Annotated in this window: 18 protein-coding genes; 8 read left to right on the top strand and 10 right to left on the bottom strand. The window is 63.2% G+C overall.

Going from position 1 to position 18774, the window contains the following annotated elements; genetic code table 11:
- The first annotated feature begins 17 nt into the window (after positions 1–17).
- Entirely contained in the window at positions 18–1703 is a 1686-nt protein-coding gene (locus G522_RS0118000) for a molecular chaperone HscC (protein WP_026792237.1), read from the top strand.
- A complete protein-coding gene (locus tag G522_RS0117995) occupies positions 1703–4384 on the top strand; it encodes a hypothetical protein (protein ID WP_026792236.1) in 2682 nt (893 codons plus the stop codon). Before G522_RS0118000 ends, G522_RS0117995 begins: the two co-directional genes overlap by 1 nt.
- Positions 4385–4530: 146 nt before the next feature.
- Here G522_RS0117995 and G522_RS29150 read toward each other — a convergent pair whose 3' ends face one another.
- On the bottom strand, positions 4531–6078 hold the full coding sequence (locus G522_RS29150) for a sensor domain-containing diguanylate cyclase (RefSeq protein ID WP_051228781.1): 1548 nt from the start codon (positions 6076–6078) through the stop codon (positions 4531–4533).
- Positions 6079–6561: 483 nt separating this feature from the next.
- Between G522_RS29150 and G522_RS30115 the strand changes: the two genes are divergently transcribed.
- Positions 6562–6717, top strand: coding sequence for a DUF3563 domain-containing protein (locus G522_RS30115; protein WP_156886984.1), 156 nt, complete (start codon positions 6562–6564; stop codon positions 6715–6717).
- Positions 6718–6857: 140 nt separating this feature from the next.
- On the opposite strand, the gene G522_RS0117980 is transcribed toward G522_RS30115, so the two are convergent.
- Positions 6858–8099 carry an autotransporter outer membrane beta-barrel domain-containing protein gene (locus G522_RS0117980; RefSeq protein WP_026792235.1) on the bottom strand — a complete coding sequence of 414 codons (1242 nt, stop codon included), beginning with the start codon at positions 8097–8099 and terminating at the stop codon, positions 6858–6860.
- A gap of 729 nt (positions 8100–8828) precedes the next feature.
- Between G522_RS0117980 and G522_RS30110 the strand changes: the two genes are divergently transcribed.
- The 3 genes from G522_RS30110 (at position 8829) to G522_RS0117965 (ending at position 11014) form a co-directional block, all read left to right on the top strand.
- A complete protein-coding gene (locus tag G522_RS30110) occupies positions 8829–8981 on the top strand; it encodes a DUF3563 domain-containing protein (protein ID WP_156886983.1) in 153 nt (50 codons plus the stop codon).
- A gap of 349 nt (positions 8982–9330) precedes the next feature.
- A complete protein-coding gene (locus G522_RS0117970; protein ID WP_036839891.1) occupies positions 9331–10107 on the top strand; it encodes an SDR family NAD(P)-dependent oxidoreductase in 777 nt (258 codons plus the stop codon).
- Position 10108: 1 nt separating this feature from the next.
- Positions 10109–11014 (top strand): glycoside hydrolase family 130 protein, encoded by a 906-nt coding sequence (locus G522_RS0117965; RefSeq protein WP_026792233.1) that lies wholly within the window; start codon positions 10109–10111, stop codon positions 11012–11014.
- A 3-nt stretch (positions 11015–11017) separates the two neighbouring features.
- Here G522_RS0117965 and G522_RS0117960 read toward each other — a convergent pair whose 3' ends face one another.
- The 5 genes from G522_RS0117960 to G522_RS0117940 all read right to left on the bottom strand — a co-directional run bounded on the left by G522_RS0117960 (position 11018) and on the right by G522_RS0117940 (position 15680).
- Positions 11018–12229, bottom strand: coding sequence for a Bcr/CflA family multidrug efflux MFS transporter (locus G522_RS0117960; RefSeq protein ID WP_026792232.1), 1212 nt, complete (start codon positions 12227–12229; stop codon positions 11018–11020).
- A gap of 92 nt (positions 12230–12321) precedes the next feature.
- The gene (locus G522_RS0117955) at positions 12322–13302 is read right to left on the bottom strand and encodes an aldo/keto reductase (RefSeq protein ID WP_026792231.1); all 981 of its coding nucleotides are present in this window, start codon (positions 13300–13302) and stop codon (positions 12322–12324) included.
- Between the two features lie 12 nt (positions 13303–13314).
- Complete coding sequence (locus tag G522_RS0117950; protein WP_026792230.1) at positions 13315–13716, bottom strand: (R)-mandelonitrile lyase; 402 nt, start codon at positions 13714–13716, stop codon at positions 13315–13317.
- 11 nt (positions 13717–13727) lie between these two features.
- On the bottom strand, positions 13728–14312 hold the full coding sequence (locus G522_RS0117945) for an NAD(P)H-binding protein (protein ID WP_026792229.1): 585 nt from the start codon (positions 14310–14312) through the stop codon (positions 13728–13730).
- Between the two features lie 315 nt (positions 14313–14627).
- Complete coding sequence (locus G522_RS0117940; RefSeq protein WP_026792228.1) at positions 14628–15680, bottom strand: NAD(P)-dependent alcohol dehydrogenase; 1053 nt, start codon at positions 15678–15680, stop codon at positions 14628–14630.
- A 245-nt stretch (positions 15681–15925) separates the two neighbouring features.
- On the opposite strand from G522_RS0117940, the gene G522_RS0117935 reads away from it, so the two are divergent.
- The gene (locus tag G522_RS0117935) at positions 15926–16822 is read left to right on the top strand and encodes a LysR family transcriptional regulator (RefSeq protein WP_026792227.1); all 897 of its coding nucleotides are present in this window, start codon (positions 15926–15928) and stop codon (positions 16820–16822) included.
- Positions 16823–16838: 16 nt separating this feature from the next.
- Here G522_RS0117935 and G522_RS0117930 read toward each other — a convergent pair whose 3' ends face one another.
- The 3 genes from G522_RS0117930 to G522_RS0117920 form a co-directional block, all read right to left on the bottom strand.
- On the bottom strand, positions 16839–17135 hold the full coding sequence (locus G522_RS0117930) for an addiction module antidote protein (RefSeq protein WP_026792226.1): 297 nt from the start codon (positions 17133–17135) through the stop codon (positions 16839–16841).
- On the bottom strand, positions 17136–17423 hold the full coding sequence (locus tag G522_RS0117925) for a type II toxin-antitoxin system RelE/ParE family toxin (RefSeq protein WP_026792225.1): 288 nt from the start codon (positions 17421–17423) through the stop codon (positions 17136–17138).
- Between the two features lie 68 nt (positions 17424–17491).
- Positions 17492–17755 carry a hypothetical protein gene (locus G522_RS0117920; RefSeq protein WP_026792224.1) on the bottom strand — a complete coding sequence of 88 codons (264 nt, stop codon included), beginning with the start codon at positions 17753–17755 and terminating at the stop codon, positions 17492–17494.
- A 205-nt stretch (positions 17756–17960) separates the two neighbouring features.
- Between G522_RS0117920 and G522_RS0117915 the strand changes: the two genes are divergently transcribed.
- Positions 17961–18767 (top strand): glycoside hydrolase family 25 protein, encoded by an 807-nt coding sequence (locus G522_RS0117915; RefSeq protein ID WP_051228779.1) that lies wholly within the window; start codon positions 17961–17963, stop codon positions 18765–18767.
- The last annotated feature ends 7 nt before the right edge of the window (positions 18768–18774 follow it).

The following is an 18774-nucleotide window of genomic DNA, read 5'->3' as shown; positions in this document are numbered from 1 at the left end:
ATTGGAAAAGTAGGAAAATGGCGGTCATTGGCATCGACCTCGGAACGTCGAACTCTCTCGTTGCGGTCTGGACTGAGGACGGTCCCCAAACCCTGCCGAACGCACTTGGTGACGCCCTCACGCCGTCGGCTGTCAGCATCGCCGACAACGGCGAGGTGTTGATTGGCCGGGCGGCCATCGATCGCCTCGTCACCCATCCGGATCGGACCGCCGCGTCGTTCAAGCGGGCGATGGGCAGCGCCAAGATCTTCAAGCTTGGGAGCCATTCCTGGCGAGCGGAGGAGCTGTCCGCCTTCGTGCTGCGGTCGCTGAAGCTTGATGCCGAGACGGCACTTGGCGAGGAGGTGTCCGAAGCCATCATTTCCGTTCCCGCCTATTTCAACGATACCCAGCGCAAGGCGACGCTCGATGCGGCGCATCTTGCCGGACTGAACGTGGAGCGGCTTATCAACGAGCCGACGGCCGCTGCCCTCGCGCATGGCCTCGAAGATGTCGAGGAGGGCACCTTCCTCATTCTCGATCTCGGCGGCGGCACCTTCGACGTGTCGCTGCTGCACAAGTTCGAGGGCATCATGGAGATCAAGGCGTCTGCCGGCGATTCCCGGCTCGGCGGCGACGACTTCCGCGACGCGATCCTGGCCATGCTGTCGGAGCGCCATGGTCTGGTCGTCGGTGATCTTGGCGGCAGCGAGAAGGCCCGGTTGCTCGCCGAGGCCGAACGGCTGAAGCGCGCGCTCTCCGAGGCCCTCAGCGTCGACTATGAGCTCATCATCGCCGGCAAGGCGATCAAGGGCGACCTGCTCCGCTCCGAGTTCGAGACCCAGTGCCAGCCGCTCATTCGCCGGATGAAGGCGCCGATCGAGCGGGCCATCCATGACGCACGCATCGATATCACGCGTCTCGATCAGGTTGTCCTGGTGGGCGGTGCGTCGCGCATGCCGCTCGTCCGCGACCTCGTGGCGCGGCTGTTCCGGCGTTTCCCGCTGCTGCATCCCAAGCCCGATCACATCATCGCGCTCGGCACCGCCGTTCAGGTGGCGCTCAAGACCAGGGATGGCGGGCTTGAAGAAATCGTCATGACCGACGTGTGCCCCTTCACGCTCGGCACGGCCGTCGTCGACGGGCGCTCGCGCAACGAAACGGTGATGTCGTCGATCATCGAGCGCAACGCCATCGTGCCGATCAGTCGCGAGAACCGCTATTACACGGTCAGCGACGGGCAAACCGTCATCAGGATCGATGTCCTCCAGGGCGAGTTCATCCGTCCCTCGCAGAACATCCTGATCGGCCAGATCGAGGTCTCCCTGCCGCCGGCACCGGCCGGCAAGGAAGCCGTGGATGTTCGCTATACCTATGACGTCAACGGCGCGCTCGAGGTCGAGGTCAAGGTGGTATCGACGGGCAAGCTGGTCCGCAGCCTGTTCCGCAACCAGTCTACCCTCACCGATCAGGAGTTGGCGGCGCGCTTTGCCGCGCTTGCCTCGATCAAGATCCTGCCGCGTGATCAGCAGGAGAACAGGGCGCTCATCGCGCATGCCGAGCGCCTCTACGCCGACTGTCTCGGCGAGGAACGAGAGCAGGTCAAGGCGCTGATCTTCTGGTTCGAGCAATGCATCGAGGATCAATCCCGCAGCGACCTCAGGCAGGTCCGCCAGCAGTTCACCGAAGCCCTTCAGCGGTTTGAAATGGGGGTCAGCTTCTGATGCTGTTCGGAGAGACGAGCGAGTGTTGGTCCGTTCTGGGGATCGAGCCGACGGACGACGAGCGGGCGATCCTCAAGGCCTATGCGAGATGCCTCAAGACCTGTCGTCCGGACGAAGACCCGGCCGGTTTCCAGCGGCTGGTCGAGGCGCGCGAGCAAGCCCTTCGGATCGGCCTCAGCCAGCCGGTGGTCCTTTCGCCGGAGGATATCGAAGAGCTGTCCTGGAGCGATGACAACGAGCCGGAGCCCGCTCAGGCAACCGAGCCGCCCGAGCGCGCTTCAGTGGGCGATCCCGTCGCGGACCGCATCCTGCCGGACTTGCCCGACGATCGCGCCCCGCCGAATGCGCTGTTGCAAGAGCTGCTTGACGAGCTCAATCGCCTCGCGCCCGAGAGGCCGGTCTGGTCAAGCGTTCGCGCGCCCAACACGGCATGGGCCGAGCTGTTTGCCAGGGCTTCCGACCTCGATATCGCGGCTAACAGGGTCTTTCACGATGCAGTCGCGGGGCGCCTGTCGACAATCCTTTCGGACAGCGTTCAAAGACCCTTGGAGAACGTCGGCTCCTTTGAACATGGAGAAGGGGATGCTGCGCTCGTCGACATGATCGAACGAGAGTGCCACTTCAACTGGTCCGGCTCGACGCTGGAGCAGAGGGTCGGCCTTGTGGCCGCCGAACGCTATCAGTTCTTGCTGGCGCAGGCGCAGGCGGCTCGCCAGTTGCTCGACCGGCGATCCTCGAACTCCTATGGTGAGCCGAAAGACGCCCTGCGGGCGTTGCCGGCGGCGGATCTCGACCTCCTGCTGCTCGACAAGCGCACCGGCGCAAGGTCCGGCAAGAAGAAGACCTCCAGGCAGTTCCGCTTCGACATGCGCTGCCTGGTCTTGCCGGCGGACACGCTGTTCGCCTACGGTCTCAAGGGCGCCGGCTTCGCCCTGTCCGCCTATTCCGCGGCCCTTGCCGTTCTGGCTTTCACCGTCCAGTTCAACCATTTGCTCTTTCTCTTGTTGGCCGGCATCGTGATGCTTGTCGGCCTGCGCATCGCGGCGGCCATGCTGGTCGGCAAATATCATCTCGTCCGACTTGGTGCTCTGGTCCGCGCGGCCGATCAACGCGGGCTGCTCGGACATGCACGCCGGGCGTTTCTCGTCGCATCAAGCCGGATTCCCGGCCTCGGAGTCGCAGCTTCGGCGTTGGAACTTGGGGCCACGGTCTGTGTCATCATCGGATCGCTGGCCGTGCTTCCGGCTCTTTTCAACCAGGATTATCTGAACCTGCCGGCGGATGAAGCCCTCGATGCGTTGACGCTCTCGCTGTTCGAGACCGCGGCCAGCAACGACGCCCTGTCGGACCAGAACTTTGCGGAGTTGATGGCGACACTCGTTGACGTCCGCAACAAGATGTCCTCGCAAGGCTTGCCGCCGAGCGCCAAGCTCGGGGATGTCCCCGGCTACCTGGACATCATCAGCGTCAGAGCGCAGATGAGGGTTCATGGTGATCAAGCGCGTGATCCGATCGCACCGCTTGGCCCGCGCGTCGAGCGGGAGCGCAAGCTCAGGCTGATCATCGAGACCTACCGCGCTGCGCCGGCGGAACAGCGCCGAAAGATCGAGACGAAGGTGTTCGACTGGGTCGAGTTTCTGCGCGGCGCGGAAGCCGACACGCGACTTGATGCCGCGCTCTGGACCTTGGTGCCGCCCCGAAAGGACGAGGCCTTGCCGGCCGTGCACGCCGCCCGGGAAGTGCGCAGCGCGCTTGTCAGGCTGTTCATCGCGAATTTCCTCAAGGAATCCAAAGGCATCATGGACTTCGATCGCGTACCGGCGATCCTGAGCGAGCTGTTGAACATGCCCGATGAAGAGCTTCTCCGCACCTTTGGACCGAGGGGTGTCCTCACGGCAGGAGGGGCACAGCTGTATGTCCGCGGACCGGTCATGCTTGTATCTCCGAGGTCCGGCGAACTGTATCTGAGCATCGACTGGCCTCCGAAATCGGCCGCCATCGACAGTGCGCCCTGGAACGACGTGGGGACGGACTGGTTCTTCTACGTCGGTGCCGCCTCGGCCTGTCTCAACACCATCACGCCAAACTTCGAAAAGAGTTTCCTCGACGAGATGAAGTCCAGGACGGCCGAAGCCGTTCGCCTCGGAGGGAGTATGCCGCGCGACTACTGGCGGCGGGCGGTCCAACGCATCTTCGATTTTGACGACTGCCGGAGTGACTACATCAAAAAGGCGATGCCGACCGGAAACTCCAATTATGAGACGGCCGATGAGGCGATGGCGCGGGCGGAGGAAGCACTGCGCCAAGACGATCCGACGAAGGCTCGTCAGATCGAAACCTTCGTGGAGCAGATGAACTTCTCGATGATCGGCGGCGATGGGCTACACGACGAGATCAGGCTCTCTCTCGCCAAGAAAAATCTCGAAAGCGGGGACCTCGTCGGGGCGCTTGAGGAGATCGACACCGACAGGCCATGGTCACCTGACTGTCGGACGAAGGCGCTGCGGGGACTGATCCTGAGCGCACTCCACGAGAACCGACGCGCCCTGGTGGAGCTCAAAGATGCCTTGGAAATCAGCTGGAGCGGGCAGTGCGGCTCGGACGACAAACGGCCCATTTTCGATGTCGACAGCCTCCGGCGAGAGGTCGAACGCCTGAAGGTCGGGACGACGGTGCCCTAGAGCAATTTCAGCAAAAGTGGGAACCGGTTTTGCGTCCGAAATTGCGCCTTAACAAAGAGATAGAGCGGTTTCGGTGAACCTGTTTTCACCGGAAACGCTAGCAGTTCGACGCCGACACTTGCGTCCGTTCGACACCGCCCTCTGAGCTAAGCCGCGCTCAGCTCCGGCGCGTCGTCGGCGCTGATCCTGTTCCGCCCATTGGCCTTCGACCGGTAGAGAGCCGCGTCGGCGCGCTCGATCGCCTGGTGCATGGTCGTCCCCGCGCTGGCTACCGTGTAGCCGAGGCTCACCGTGACGCGGCCGTAGGGCGAATCCGGGTGGGGGATGTCGAGATCTTCTACCGCCCGCCTGATAACCTCGAGATGGTCGAGCAGCCGCTCCGGATCGCAGTCGTTCAGCACCAGCGTGAACTCCTCGCCGCCATAGCGGGCCGCCATCTCGCCCTGGCGCTTGGTGAACCGCCGCAAGGCCTCCCCGACCCTCTGCAAGGTCTTGTCGCCGGCCGCGTGGCCGAACCGGTCGTTGAACAGCTTGAAATTGTCGATGTCGAGCATGGCCACCGCGAACGGCCCCTTTCCCGCGGCGAGCTGTTGATCGCAGTGCGTGAGATGGGCATCGAGCGCGCGCCGGTTGGCGATGCCGGTCAACGCGTCCTGCCGGCTGGTATCCTCGAGCTTGTCGACCATCAGGTTGAGCGCCGCGACGAGCGCATTGAACTCGGCAAGCGGCGACTTGACCGAGATCCGGCGATCCTGATTGCCGGCGGTGATCTCGGTGGCAAAGGCGCCGATGCGCCGGAGATTGCGCACGAAGAAGAACTCGGCTGAGAACATCATCAGCGCCGCGAGGATGAACACTTCGACGAGCGCCAGGATGATGGCCCCCTTCAACCTGTTCTTGGCCCTGTCGTATTCTTCCTTCAGCGGCGACAGGAAGATGAGCCTGGAATTGTTCATGGGGAACTTCACGACGCCAACATAATAGGCGTCCTTCTCCGACATGTTCTCGGCAAAGACGCCCGAGGGCATGTCGAGGCTCCTCCGGATGAGATTGGCGCCAATGATCGACTCCGACGTGGAGAACTGTTCCGACGTCACCACCTTTCCCTGACCGTCGACAATGGCCGCTTCCGACAGGGGAACATCGAACAAATCCAGAGCCTTGCTGAGCATCGTGCTCGCCGCGATCGAAGCGACGATCATGTAGTCGATGCCGAGGTCATTGCGGATGGCGGTCATGGAGGGGATCACCAGCGTATTGGAAATGCCGCTGACCTGCGTTTCTCCCCATAACGTATCGTTGTTGTGCCGGCTTCTGACGAGTTTGCCGTCATGTGATGCCCGGACGCCCTCGGCTCCGGCGATGGACGAGCAAAAGACGATGGCCTCAGGCGTCAGGATGGAAACATGCGCCACGCTGTCATACAGGCTCGCCACCCGCCGAAGGCGGTTGCGGCAGCTTTCCGGCGAGGTGTTCTGATAGGCGCTACTGATGGATATGTTGGCCGAGATGTTTTCGATATCGGCCTGCGTGCCATCGAGAAGGTCGCGAATGCGATCGATCGAAACCTGCAGGCTCTGCTCCACCCTCTGAATGGAGGCGGCTCTCTCCTTATGCGCGCCGAGGAGCTGCACGACCAGAAATGGCGTCAGACACAGAGCGATCACAGCCAGAACGATGAGCCGAATGCGCATTCCCACCTCTACGAAGTCTGGCGAGACCGACCAGGACTACTGCAAGAGTCAATCGCACGGGGGTCGTAAACGCTCGTAAATCCCTCGATTCATATAAAGTATATTTGTCAATAAATTGTTTCTGGCATCGATATTTATTCCTAGTAGCACAGATATTCTTCTACAACCGAAGAATACAAAGAAGATAATTTGACCGGGGCACCCAACTTCTCTCGGTCCTACCTTGAAAACAGGACGGCGGAAGTTGCTTTTAGTGCGGCGCCAATAGATCCCTCGACAACTGGCACATCATTGTATTCGGCATCAGCTTCCGCCAGGCTGACCAGGCTGCCCTCGCGGCGGACCAGTTCCCATAGGAAATCTGAAGGCGGCTTTCAGAACTTGCGATTAGGTCGCACGGGCACTCGGACGTATATTGAGGGTGCAAAAAGAAATGAGAGAAAGAGACCGGAAACCTCCGGTCTGGAAGAAGGAAAACCTAAGATGTTCGCCACCCTCAAGCGTACCGCCAAGCTCCTCCGCGTTCCCACCCAGGCCGAGCGCGACATGGCCTACCTCAACGAAGCCGGCGACCGTTACGACCTCGAAGCGCGCGAGCGCAACCTCAGCCGCCGCGGCAACCGTGGCTTCGATCTCTGAGGATCCGACGGCGGGAAAGCCGACAAGCCTGACCACGACGTGAGCGCTCGAAACCTGGCCGGTTCGGGCGCTTTGTCGTTTCTGCGGTCTGCTCGAATGAAGATGCCGCCTTCCGTAAAGGCGAACTCAACGCCAGTTGCTCAAAAATCCAGGCTCAGTCGGGCATTCCCGCCATAAACCAGGCGCTCGGATCCGACGCCGCGCACTTTACCCTCAAGGCCCAGCTTGGCTCGTTCGCCGAGCATCGCGTCGAACCCGCCGCCCAGGGTCGCCGACCAATCCTGCGATGCGTAGTCCGTGGAGAGGTAGCTCGCCGAACCATCGGCGTTGGTGCTGGTATATTCCGCATAGGCAAGACCGTAGACGTGTCCGCCCCCCTGCAGCTTGTAGCCGAGTTCGCCGCCGAGTTTTGTCGAAAAGAAACTTGGATCGCTGCCTTGTTGCGCGCCCGACAGATCGGAAATGTGCTCGCGGCCGGCGCTTAGCACGGCCTCCGGCACAACGTAGAAATCCTGGCCCAGATCGAACTGACGGGAGACGGACACGGAGCCGCTGAACCGCTGGCCATGCGTTTTCCCGGAAGTGCCGGTGCCGGTGTCGAAGCTGTCGTAGTCGGTATAGGTATAGGCGGTCTGGAGCGTGACCAGCCAGTTGTCGATGCGCATGCCGAGGTAAGGCGAAATCCAGTAGGCGCTGCCGGACAGGTCGCCGCCGTTGTCGAAGTCGCTCTTGAAGACGCTGCCGCCGAAGCTGGCGCCGGCGACCCACCCGTTGGCCATGCGATAGTCGAGACCGAACTGCTGTGCGGCCTGATAGCCCCGAACATCCGAGTTCCAGTTGGTGCGCAGCCCGTCGGCGCCGGTATCGGCCCATGCCGTCCAGCCCGATTGCGCGGCCTGCTGCGACATCGCGTTATCGAACAGCGATGCATATTTGTTCAGCGGTTCGTCGGCGTAGGCCTGCGCAAGAGGGACGGCGGCCGACGCCCGGTTGGCGCCCCATTGTCCCATGCGCTGATGCAACTGGCCGACGATCGCATCGCTCTGCATATCACTTAGCATCATGCCCTGCTGGGCTGCCTGAAGCTTCAGTTCCTCGGCGATCTGCCTGTCGGTGACCACGGCAGCGCAGACATTGGTATTGATCTGCACGCAACCTGGGCCATTGAAGGTCAGTGTGACCGTGTAAGGGTATGACCCAGGTGTCGTCTGATTGTAAGCGACAAGGACGCTGTAGGTCTGCCCAGAGACCAACTGCAGGCTCGGAATCGTCGCCGTGAGTCCGCCGCTGAAATCGCTCACGATGAACTGGGAAATCGGCGTCGTCGGCGGGAATGTGGTTGACGGCGTGTAGGTGCCATGCAGCACGAAGGTCGTGTTCACGACACTCGTTGTCGTCGATGTAAGGCTATAGGTTCCAGAAGAGCCAACGCTGAACGGATAAAGCGAATATATCCACCTAAATGACGAACTATAGGACGTTATATTTGTGTTCACTCCCGCAGATATGGACGGAGCATAGGTTACATCTGTCGATGGAACGCCAGTAAAACTGTAGGAGTCTGCAAACGAAAAATCAGGAAAAAAGACCGCTAGAAGTCCGGAAAAAGATGCAACGTAAAGATGAAAATTGTGACGGAGACCAGTTTTTTTCATTTAAGTAGGCCATATATAACGACTTGGTTCTGCGTGGTATTTATATGTTCGTAAACTTGATTTCTATCTTCTTCACTATTCCGGATACAAATCTTCATGAATTCAACGCTTTAGATAAACTTGATAAGAAGCCACTCTCTGGTCGGTCGCAAGTGGGTGCTTTAACTTACCTGTCTGGGTACAACCAAAGATCGTCAGTTCCGAAAAACTAAAGCGACTTCTGTTTCCAAAGGCGGTTTTCCGTATCCGGCCAGCCAGTAACCAAGGCTTTTCCTTGTGCCTGGCTTCGAGGCCTCCGTCCCAACTCCGCTGACGATCCATCATCCATAGAGAATCTGAAGGTGATCTTCAGAACTTGCGATTAGGTCGCAAGGGCATTCGGACTTATATTGAGGGTGCAAAAAGAAACGAGAGAAAGAGGCCGGAAACCTCCGGTCTGGAAGAAGGAAAACCGAAATGTTCGCCACCCTCAAGCGTACCGCCAAGCTCCTCCGCGTTCCCACCCAGGCTGAGCGCGATCTGGCCTACCTCAACGAAGCCGGCGACCGTTACGACCTCGAAGCCCGCGAGCGTAACCTCAGCAACCGCAACCGTGGCATCGTCCTCTGAGGATCTGACGGCATAAAGCCGACAAGTCCGACCACGACGTGAGCGCTCGAAACCTGACCGGTTCGGGCGCTTTGTCGTTTCTGGTCAGGCGGGTCTGCTCGAGAGCCGGCCTTGAAATTCGCTGGGGTGCGGCAGATAGCGACGGCTTCGAGAACCGGAGCGGAGCGGACTGAGCAACTCCAGCAAAAGTGCCAGCGGTTTTGCTGTCCTGCCCCGACGAGAGAATTCGGCCGCAGACCATGCCCTCAGACCACCGCCAGCTCAAGCCTCCCCATCGATCGGCGTGCCGAGGGAACCACCCCGCAGGTGGCGAGTTCTATTGGTGGCTGGGGCGCAGCCGGAGGTCTCCATGGGATTGCTTGATGGCCGTGTTGCGCTCGTCACCGGTGGCGAATCCGGCATTGGGGCTGCTTCAGCCAAAGCGTTGGCGGCGGAGGGCGCGGCGGTCGCGGTCACCTTCTATGCCGATGCCGCGGCGGCGGGCTCCGTGCGTGACGCGATCCTTGCCAGCGGCGGCAAGGCGATGGTCGTCCACGCCGACGTCGGCGATGAAGCCCTGGTCGAGAGCGCCTTCGCGGCGGTGACCGCCGAACTCGGCCTGCCCGACATCCTGATCAACAGCGCCGGGCTCAACATGAGCGGCGTGCCGGTCGTCGACATGACGCTCGCCCAGTGGGACAGGCTGATCCGCACCGATCTGACCGGCGCCTTCCTCACCTCGCGCGCCTTCGTGCGCGGCCTCAGCGACGCGAAGAGGCCGGGGCGCATCGTCAATATCAGCTCGATCCACTCCACCGCGGTTCGCTATGGCGGCGCCGATTATTGCGCCGCCAAGGCAGGGCTCGACAGCCTCACCCGCACCATGGCGGTGGAATGCGGGCCGCTGAAGATCGGCATCAACGCCATCGCGCCCGGCATGATCCTGACGCCGATGAACATCAAGGCGCAGGCCGATGCCAGGATCCTCGACGCGGCGGACGATCACATTCCCTGGGGCCGCGCCGGCAAGGCCGAGGAGGTCGCCTCTCTCGCCGTCTATCTCTGTTCGGACAAGGCCGACTACATCACCGGCGCGGTCGTGACGATCGATGGCGGGCTGACGCTCGAACAAGCGCTGGGGGCCTGACATGGTTCAGATCGATTTCAACGTCGAGAAGATCGAGCCGGTGGTGATGCGCGGCCCCAACCCGCTCGCGCACCGCGACCTGATGAGCCCCTATGTGTGGAAGGGGCCGCAGGATCACGAATACCAGATGATGGTGCGCGCCGTGCCCCGCCTCGGCGAGGAAGGCGACACCGGCACCATCTGGTATGCCACCAGCAAGGATGGGCTGACCTTCACTGCCACCGACAAGCCGGCGATCGCGCCCGGCCCCGAGCCGGAGGATGCCGGCGGCTGCGAGGACCCGACGGTGGTTCAGCTGCAGGGCGGCGGCTATGTCGTCTATTACACCGGCGTCGCCGCCGATCGCCGCCATGGCGAGATGCTCTATGCCGCCGGCCCCAGCATCGAGCAGCTTCAAAAGAAGGGGGTGGCGATGGCGTCGACCCCGTCCGAGGGCAACGTCAAGGAAGCCACGGTCGATCGCACCAAGGCCGGCGGCTGGCGGATGTTCTACGAATATGCCGCGGGCGGCGCCTCGCTGATCGGCCTGGCGATCGGGAAAGACGTCGCCGGTCCCTGGGAGCACGAACGCCAGCCCTTCGCTCCGCGCGAGGGCGCCTGGGACAATTTCCATCTGTCGACCGGCCCGCTGCTCACCAACGACAAGGATCAGCCGGTGATGTTCTACAACGGCGCCACCCAGGACGCGCGCTGGCGGATCGGCTGGATCGCCTTCGATGCCGAATATCGCAGGGTGGTCGACCGCTGCATCGAGCCGCTGATCGTCCCTCCGCCCTCGCCCGATCGCATGGACATCGACATCGCCTTCGCCGCGTCGATCGTGTTCGGCGGCGGCCATACCTGGCTCTATTTCTCGCGCGCCGACCGGGCGCTGTTCCGGGCGACCATCCGCAGGTTCAAGGGGTGAGGCTCAGGCCTTTCTCATCATCAGACTCGCCACCAGGCTCAGCACACCGCCGGCGCCGATCACCACTCCCATCGGCCAGGGCGTGCCATCCGAGATCCAGCCGAGCAGCGTGGCGCTGAAGATGCCGGCGCCGTAGTGCACCGCTCCCAGCACCGCCGACGCGGCACCCGCCTCGCGCGGGAAGGCCGCGAGCGCACCGGCCACCGAATTGGCGACGATCAGGCCGGAGGCCGAGAAATAGAAGAACAGGGGAATGGTAAGGCCCCAGAGGCCACCGAGACCCAACCATGCATCGATCGCCAGCGTCACACCCGACAGTGCCGCCACCGCCGCCCCGAAGCGCAGAATGCGGTCGGACCCAAGCCTTGCCACCATCCGCGCATTGGCGAAATTGGCGGCCATCAGCCCGATGACGTTGACGGCGAACAACAGGCCGTAAGCGGCGGCCGGCACCTTGTAGTAGTCGATATAGGCGAAGGGTGTGCCGGCGATATAGGCGAAGGCGCCACCATAATAGAAGCCGCCGCTCGCCGCATAAACGATGAGCCGCCGGTCGGCCAGCACGCGCCCGTAGCTCTTCCAGACGCCGGCGAGCCGCCCCCCACCGCGCCGGTCATCCGGCAGCGTTTCGTCGATCAGGATGACGCCCGCCACCGACAGGGCGCCGACGGCGGTCAGGCACCAGAAGATCGCCCGCCAGCTGCCGACCAGCAGGATCTGGCCGCCGACGATGGGGCCAATGAGCGGCGCCACCGCCATGATCAGCATCAGCGTCGACAGCATCTCCGCCGCCCGCTCGCGGGCGTAGAGGTCGCGCACCATGGCACGCGCCAGCACCGGCCCGGCCGAGGCGCCGAGCGCCTGCATGAGCCGCCACAGGATCAGCGCCTCGGCGCTGTCCGACAGGGCGCAGCCGATGGAGACGGCCATGAACAGTCCCAGTCCCCAGATGATCGGCCCGCGCCGGCCAACGCGGTCGCTGATCGGTCCCCAGACGAGCTGGCCCAGGCTGAAGCCGATGAGATAGCTCGAAATGGTCAGCTGGATGCGGCCCTCGGTGACGCCGAAATCGGCGGCGATCACTGGGAAGGCCGGCAAATAGGTGTCGGTCGAGATCGAGGCGAAGGCCATCAGCGCGCCGAGCACCACGAGCAACAGGATGTCGGCGGCGCGCGTGCGCCGTCCGGCGGTTTCGGGCTCGCCGAAATCGGGCATGGGATGATCCTGTCATTTTTGGATAGGCCGAAAAGGCAGGCCCCACCGCCGGGTCGAGGCGGTGGGGCGATGTCAAAGCCGAATGCGCGGCGTTACTTGCCGACGCGTGCCTGCAAATGCGCCGGATAGCGGGCACCTTCGACGGAAATCGCGTCGAGCGCCTTGGCGATCGTCTGGAGGTCGTCGACCGTGAGCTCGATGGCCGTCGCGCCAAGGTTTTCCTCGAGGCGACTGAGCTTGGTGGTGCCGGGAATAGGCACGATCCACGGCTTCTGCGCCAGCAGCCAGGCGAGCGCGATCTGCGCCTTGGTCGCTCCCTTGCCCTCGGCGATGGTGCCGATGGCATCGACCAGCACCTGGTTGGCCTTGCGTGCCTCCGGCGAGAAGCGCGGCACCACGTTGCGGAAGTCGTCCTTGGTAAAGCTGGTCTTGTCGTCGATGGCGCCGGTCAGGAAGCCCTTGCCGAGCGGGCTGAACGGCACGAAGCCGATGCCGAGCTCTTCCAGCGTCGGGAGGATCTCGGCTTCCGGCTCGCGCCACCACAGCGAATACTCGCTCTGCAGCGCCGTCACCGGCTGCACGGCATGCGCCCGGCGGATGCTGGCAGCGCCCGCCTCCGACATGCCGAAATGCTTCACCTTGCCCTCGGCGATCAGCGCCTTGACGGTGCCGGCGACATCCTCCATCGGTACGGCCGGATCGACGCGGTGCTGATAGAAGAGGTCGATGCGGTCGGTGCGGAGGCGCTTCAATGACGCCTCGGCCACGGCGCGGATGTTGGCCGGCCGGCTGTCGAGGCCCTTGGCCGTCTCGCCGCCGGGAAAGCCGAACTTGGTGGCGATCACCACATCGTCGCGGAACGGCGCCACCGCCTCGCCCAGCACTTCCTCGTTGATGAACGGCCCATAGGCTTCGGCGGTGTCGAACAAGGTGACGCCGCGCTCATGGGCGGCGCGGATCAGCTTGATCGCCTCGCTGCGATCGGTGGCCGGACCGTAGCCGAAGCTGAGGCCCATGCAGCCGAGACCGAGGGCCGATACTTCCAAGCCATTGCCGAGAATACGCTTTTGCATTGAAATCTCCTGTCAGCCCTTGGCTGCATATTGGTCGTCGCTGACCTGCTCCATCCAGTCGACGGCCTTGCCATCGAGCTCTTCCTGAATGGCGATGTGGGTCATGGCGGTGTCCGGCGCGGCGCCGTGCCAATGCTTCTCGCCCGGCTCGAACCAGACGACGTCGCCGGGGTGGATCTCCTCGATCGGCCCGCCGAGCCACTGGACGCGGCCAAGACCGGCGGTGACGATCAGCACCTGACCCAAGGGATGGGTGTGCCAGGCGGTGCGCGCGCCCGGCTCGAAGGTGACGGTGTTGCCGGCCGCCCGGGCCGGCGCGGCGGCCGGATAGAGCGGATCGATGCGGACGGAGCCGGTGAACCAGTCGGCCGGGCCTTTCATCGACGGGCGCGTGCCGGTGCGGATGATCTGCATGGGATTTCCTTTCAGGCGTCGCTGACGCCGAGGCTTTCGCGGATGTGGAAGTCAGGTGTCGTCGCCAGCTTGACGATCAGGTCGGAGAGGCCGGCGAGCGAAATGTCGTGGCCGCGGAACGGCTCGCCCTTCTGCGTCAGCCGATAGCGAATGGCCGGATCGCGGGTGAACCAGCCGGGCCGCAGGATCGTGTAGTCGAGGTTCGACGCTTCGATGGTCAGCGCGGCGTCGCGATAGGGATCGAGCACGCTGCGATAACGCTCGCCGGGCACCTCGCCATAGATGCCCATCGAGCTGATGAAGATCAGCCGCTTGAGGCCGGTGCCCTGCATGGCATCGACGATCACCCGCGCCTGCCGCGCCATGTCACCGGCCAGGTTGGCATAGACGACATCCTGCCCGGCCATCGCCGTTTCAAGCTTTTCCCGGTCGAGCACGTCGCCGTCGACGATGGCAACGCGTGCCGGATCGGGGTTGGCGAGCCGCTCCGCCCGGCGCAGGTACAACGTCAACCGTGCCCCAGTGGTTTCGAGGAAAGCCTTTGTCGTATGGCGGGCCAACTGACCGTTGGCGCCGAGGATCAGAACCTTGGTCATTGATTGTCCTTGAAGGGGCTGTAGCTGCCTGCCGCAGGCTTTGCCCGGCCCCAGCGATAAGCTATCAGATTGTTTTATATACATAATTTACATGTCATCCTCTGCGAAGGCAGAGGACCTCAGGCAGGATGGGGCGGACGGCGAATATCATCCGCCCTCACCAACACCCGAGCCCGCAAAGCAACGAGTCGCCCTATATCTTCCGCTCGCCCCTTTCGGCCCGAGGTCCCCCGCCTTCGCGGAGGATGACAGTATTATATATATGAAACAGATACATAGCCTGGGGTCAGTTGCCCGCCCCAGGTGAGTTTCAAGTCAGGTGGAGAGTGTCGACATGTCGATGACGAACCGATACTTGACGTCGCTCTTCAGCATGCGCTCGTAGGCGTAGTTGATCTCGTCCATGCGGATGGTCTCGATGTCGGCGACGATGCCGTGCTCGGCGCAGAAATCCAGCATCTCCTGCGTTTCGCGGATGCCGCCGATCAGCGAGCCGGCCACCGCCTTGCGGCGCATGACCAGCGGCGCCGAGTTGAGCGCCGGCTCTAGCGGTCCGAGATAGCCCACCAGCACCAGCGTGCCGGAGACGGCGAGCGAAGGTATGTAGGGATTGACGTCGTGTACGTAGGGAACGGTATCGACGATCAGGTCGAAGCGCCCTTCCACCGCCGCCATCTCGCCCACATCGGTGGAGAGCACGATATGGTCGGCGCCGAGGCGGCGGGCATCGGCTTCCTTGCCGGGCGAGCGGGTGAACAGCGTGACGTCGGCGCCCAAAGCCTTGGCAAACTTCAGCGCCATGTGGCCGAGGCCGCCGAGGACGACGACGGCCACCTTGCTATCCTTGCCGACGTTCCAGTGGCGGAGCGGCGACCACGTGGTGATGCCGGCGCAAAGAAGCGGCGCGGCGCCGGCGAGGTCGAGCCCGTCGGGCACCTTCAGCACGAAACGCTCGGTCACCACCATGCGCTCGGAATAGCCGCCGTAGGTGACGCGGCCATCCTTCGGGTCGACGTGGCCGTAGGTGTAGACGCAGTGCGGGCAATACTGCTCCTCGCCGTTCTCGCAGGGGTCGCAGCCAAAGCAGCTATCCACCATGCAGCCGACGCCAACGGTGTCGCCGACCTTGAATTTGGTGACGTTGCTGCCCACCGCCGTGATGCGGCCGATGATCTCGTGGCCCGGCACCACCGGGTAGCTGGAAAAGCCCCAGTCGTTGCGCGCGTTGTGCAAGTCGGAATGGCAGACGCCGCAGTAGAGCACCTCCAGCGTCACGTCATCGGGACGCGGGTCGCGGCGCTCGAAGCGGAAGGGGGCGAGAGGCGTCGTCGCCGAGCGGGCGGCGTAGCCGAGCACGTTGAGGGGCATGATATCTCCGGAATAGGGAACGCGACCTGTCGCGTCGCCGGAAGCAGCGTGGCTTCGGCATGAACGGACCCTATCAGCCGGCATCCCCCGCGATTAGCCATGCCAAACGGCATGCCGTCATGAGCATGGCTCATGAATGAGGCCCGGCGACACCGCCCGGAAATGCCTTTCTCGCCAATCCATCTTCGCCACCGGCTTGCCGACTCCCTGGCAAGCGCGCATAGACACATGAGGAGATCTCATGAATGCCGCGCCAGCCGATCCTCTCCGACCTCGTCGCCTTTCTCGCCGTTGCCCGCGAACGCAGCTTCACCCGCGCCGCCGCTCAGCTCGGCGTGTCGCAATCGGCGCTGAGCCACACCATTCGCGGCCTTGAGGAGCGGCTCGGCATCCGCCTGTTGACGCGCACCACCCGCGCCGTGGCGCCCACCGAGGCCGGCGAGCGGCTGCTCAACTCCATCGGCCCACGGCTCGACGAGATCGACAGCGAGCTTGCTGCCGTCACAGCCCTCAGCGGCAAGCCGGCCGGCACCGTGCGCATCACCACCGGCGAACATGCGGCCACCACCATCCTCTGGCCGAAGCTCAGGGAAGTCCTGCCCGATTATCCCGACATCACCGTCGAGGTGATCGTCGACTACGGCCTCACCGACATCGTCGCCGAGCGTTATGATGCCGGCATCCGCCTCGGCGAGCACTTGGCGAAAGACATGATCGCCGTGCGCATCGGGCCGGAGCTGCGGCTGATCGTCGTGGGATCGCCCGCCTATTTCGCCAGCCATCCGGCGCCGGCCACCCCGCACGACCTCGTCGCCCACCGCTGCATCAACACCCGCCTGCCGACCTACGGCGGCCTCTATGCCTGGGAATTCGAGAAGGATGGACAGGAATTGAAGGTGCGCGGCGAGGGGCAACTGGTGTTCAACTCGACGCCACAGGGGCTGCAGGCGGCGCTCGACGGCTTCGGCCTCGCCTTCGTCATGGAAGACACCGCCCGCGCCCTGATCGAGGCCGGTCGCCTCGTCCAGGTGCTGGACGACTGGTGCACGCCCTTTTCCGGCTACCACTTCTACTACCCGAGCCGCCGCCAAGCCTCCCCTGCCCTGCGCGTCCTGGCCGAGGCGCTGCGCTACAGGGGATGAGGGGGGGGGGTGAAGGTCAGGCCGCCTCATCCGCCTTGGTCACCGTGAACCGCAGCCCAAGCGCCTTCATCACACCGATCAGTGTCGACAGCTTGGGATCGCCCCGGTCGCTGAGCGACTTGTAGAGCGCCTCGCGGGTCACGCCGGCCTCCCTGGCAATGGCCGACATGCCCTTGGCCTTGGCGATGTCACCCAGGGCAACGGCGATCATTTTCGGATCGCCATCCTCGAAGGCGGCTTCGAGGTAGGCGGCGATCGCCTCGTCACTGATCAGGAACTCGGCGGCGTCCCATTTGGTTGTCTCGACTCCCATTCAGAGCTCCCTAGCCATGTCGATGGCCTGCTTGATGTCCTTGCTCTGCGTACTCTTGTCACCACCGCAAAGCAGGATGACAATTTCGTTTCCGCGCTGGACGAAGTAAACCCGGTATCCGGGGCCATAGTCGATGCGAAGCTCGCCGATCCCGTTGAAGAACTTGACGTCTCCCAACAGACCAGCCTCAAGGCGGTTGATCCGCATGAAGATGCGGGCCTGCGCGCGAACGTCCTTGAGAGACTTGAGCCAACTCGCAAAGACGGCCGTTTTGCGGACTTCGAACATGTGTGAACTGTAGTTCACAGTTCCAGCTGCGTCAAGATATGTGAACTACGGATTACAGGGGAGCCGCTTCAGGCGGCCAGCGGCAACTTGTAGCCAGCCGCTGCAGAGAACAAGGTGGCCACCGCGATGACATCGGCCATGTTCACACCCATCTCTTCCAAGAATTCGGTCTGAAGTTTGGGGCTGACTTCCGAGAAGAACGCAAAGGCCGAGGCGTCAAAACTGGTGGCGCTGGACGGGTCCTGAAGCTTGGCGGCGAGTTCATGTGCCGACACCTTCACGCTATAGGGCGCGTTCACGGTCGTCAGCACTTGCGAAATCGCCTGGGACATCTCAGCCGCTCTGCGATCTGGTATTAGGGAAACTAATATAGAACAAACGCCCTCCCCTCACAACAAAGCTGGCGATGCCGTCCAATCTTGCCGGCTCTGCCCACCCCCACTCGTCGTGGTTAACAAATCCTTATCCATGTGCTGGGATGATGGGCGCCGAGGGAGCGTGCGCCGCTGCGCCGGATCCCGCGCAAGAGGCTTGTTGATGGTGAAGTCCCGCTCGTTTGCTTTCCGCTCGGCTGTTCTGGCGCTCTCGGCCCTGCTCGTCGGCTGTTCGGCGCTCAGCATGGACGACGCACCGGTGCGCACCGCCACCCGCAAGGGCGCCGATTTCGAGATTCGCCAGCCGTCCAAGACCGCCGTCGAGGGCATCGACGTCTCCTATTTCCAGGAGGCGGTGAACTGGAACGCGGTGAAGGCCGACAACATCCGCTTCGCCTATATCAAGGCCACCGAGGGCGGCGACCGGGTGGACCAGCGCTTTGCCGACAACTATGTCGGCGCGGCCCAGGCCGGCGTGCTGCGCGGCGCCTATCACTTCTGGTACCACTGCCGCTCCGGCGCCGAGCAGGCTGCCTGGTATATCCAGAACGTGCCGCGCGACCCCAACGCCCTGCCGCCGGTGCTGGACATCGAGTGGACGCCCACCTCGCCCACCTGCACCAAGCGCCCGCCGGCCGCCACGCTGCATGCCGACATGCAGGCCTTCCTCGACGCCGTCGAGGCCTATTACGGCAAGCGACCGGTGATCTATACCACCATCGATTTCTACCAGGACCGGCTGGCTGACGGCGCCTTCTCCAACTATCCGCTGTGGGTGCGCTCCACCGCCGCCGAGCCGCATGAGCGCTACGGCAGCCGCCCCTGGCACTTCTGGCAGTACACATCGACCGGCCGCGTCGCCGGCATTAACGGCAAGGCGGATCGCAACGTCTTCAACGGCTCGGAAGCCGCCTTCCAGCAGTTCCTCGCCGACAGCAATGTCGCCCCGGCCATGGTGGCGGAAAGGTAGCGCCACC

It is taken from the genome of Pleomorphomonas oryzae DSM 16300 (assembly GCF_000422965.1).
Lineage (GTDB): Bacteria > Pseudomonadota > Alphaproteobacteria > Rhizobiales > Pleomorphomonadaceae > Pleomorphomonas > Pleomorphomonas oryzae.
This window is presented reverse-complemented; position numbering and strand designations above follow the sequence as displayed.

Coding starts and splice junctions, on each gene's coding strand:
- G522_RS0118000 (WP_026792237.1), top strand. CDS start 18: ATGGCGGTCATTGGCATCGACCTCGGAACGTCGAACTCTCTCGTTGCG.
- G522_RS0117995 (WP_026792236.1), top strand. CDS start 1,703: ATGCTGTTCGGAGAGACGAGCGAGTGTTGGTCCGTTCTGGGGATCGAG.
- G522_RS29150 (WP_051228781.1), bottom strand. CDS start 6,078: ATGCGCATTCGGCTCATCGTTCTGGCTGTGATCGCTCTGTGTCTGACG.
- G522_RS30115 (WP_156886984.1), top strand. CDS start 6,562: ATGTTCGCCACCCTCAAGCGTACCGCCAAGCTCCTCCGCGTTCCCACC.
- G522_RS30110 (WP_156886983.1), top strand. CDS start 8,829: ATGTTCGCCACCCTCAAGCGTACCGCCAAGCTCCTCCGCGTTCCCACC.
- G522_RS0117970 (WP_036839891.1), top strand. CDS start 9,331: ATGGGATTGCTTGATGGCCGTGTTGCGCTCGTCACCGGTGGCGAATCC.
- G522_RS0117965 (WP_026792233.1), top strand. CDS start 10,109: ATGGTTCAGATCGATTTCAACGTCGAGAAGATCGAGCCGGTGGTGATG.
- G522_RS0117960 (WP_026792232.1), bottom strand. CDS start 12,229: ATGCCCGATTTCGGCGAGCCCGAAACCGCCGGACGGCGCACGCGCGCC.
- G522_RS0117955 (WP_026792231.1), bottom strand. CDS start 13,302: ATGCAAAAGCGTATTCTCGGCAATGGCTTGGAAGTATCGGCCCTCGGT.
- G522_RS0117950 (WP_026792230.1), bottom strand. CDS start 13,716: ATGCAGATCATCCGCACCGGCACGCGCCCGTCGATGAAAGGCCCGGCC.
- G522_RS0117945 (WP_026792229.1), bottom strand. CDS start 14,312: ATGACCAAGGTTCTGATCCTCGGCGCCAACGGTCAGTTGGCCCGCCAT.
- G522_RS0117940 (WP_026792228.1), bottom strand. CDS start 15,680: ATGCCCCTCAACGTGCTCGGCTACGCCGCCCGCTCGGCGACGACGCCT.
- G522_RS0117935 (WP_026792227.1), top strand. CDS start 15,926: ATGCCGCGCCAGCCGATCCTCTCCGACCTCGTCGCCTTTCTCGCCGTT.
- G522_RS0117930 (WP_026792226.1), bottom strand. CDS start 17,135: ATGGGAGTCGAGACAACCAAATGGGACGCCGCCGAGTTCCTGATCAGT.
- G522_RS0117925 (WP_026792225.1), bottom strand. CDS start 17,423: ATGTTCGAAGTCCGCAAAACGGCCGTCTTTGCGAGTTGGCTCAAGTCT.
- G522_RS0117920 (WP_026792224.1), bottom strand. CDS start 17,755: ATGTCCCAGGCGATTTCGCAAGTGCTGACGACCGTGAACGCGCCCTAT.
- G522_RS0117915 (WP_051228779.1), top strand. CDS start 17,961: ATGGTGAAGTCCCGCTCGTTTGCTTTCCGCTCGGCTGTTCTGGCGCTC.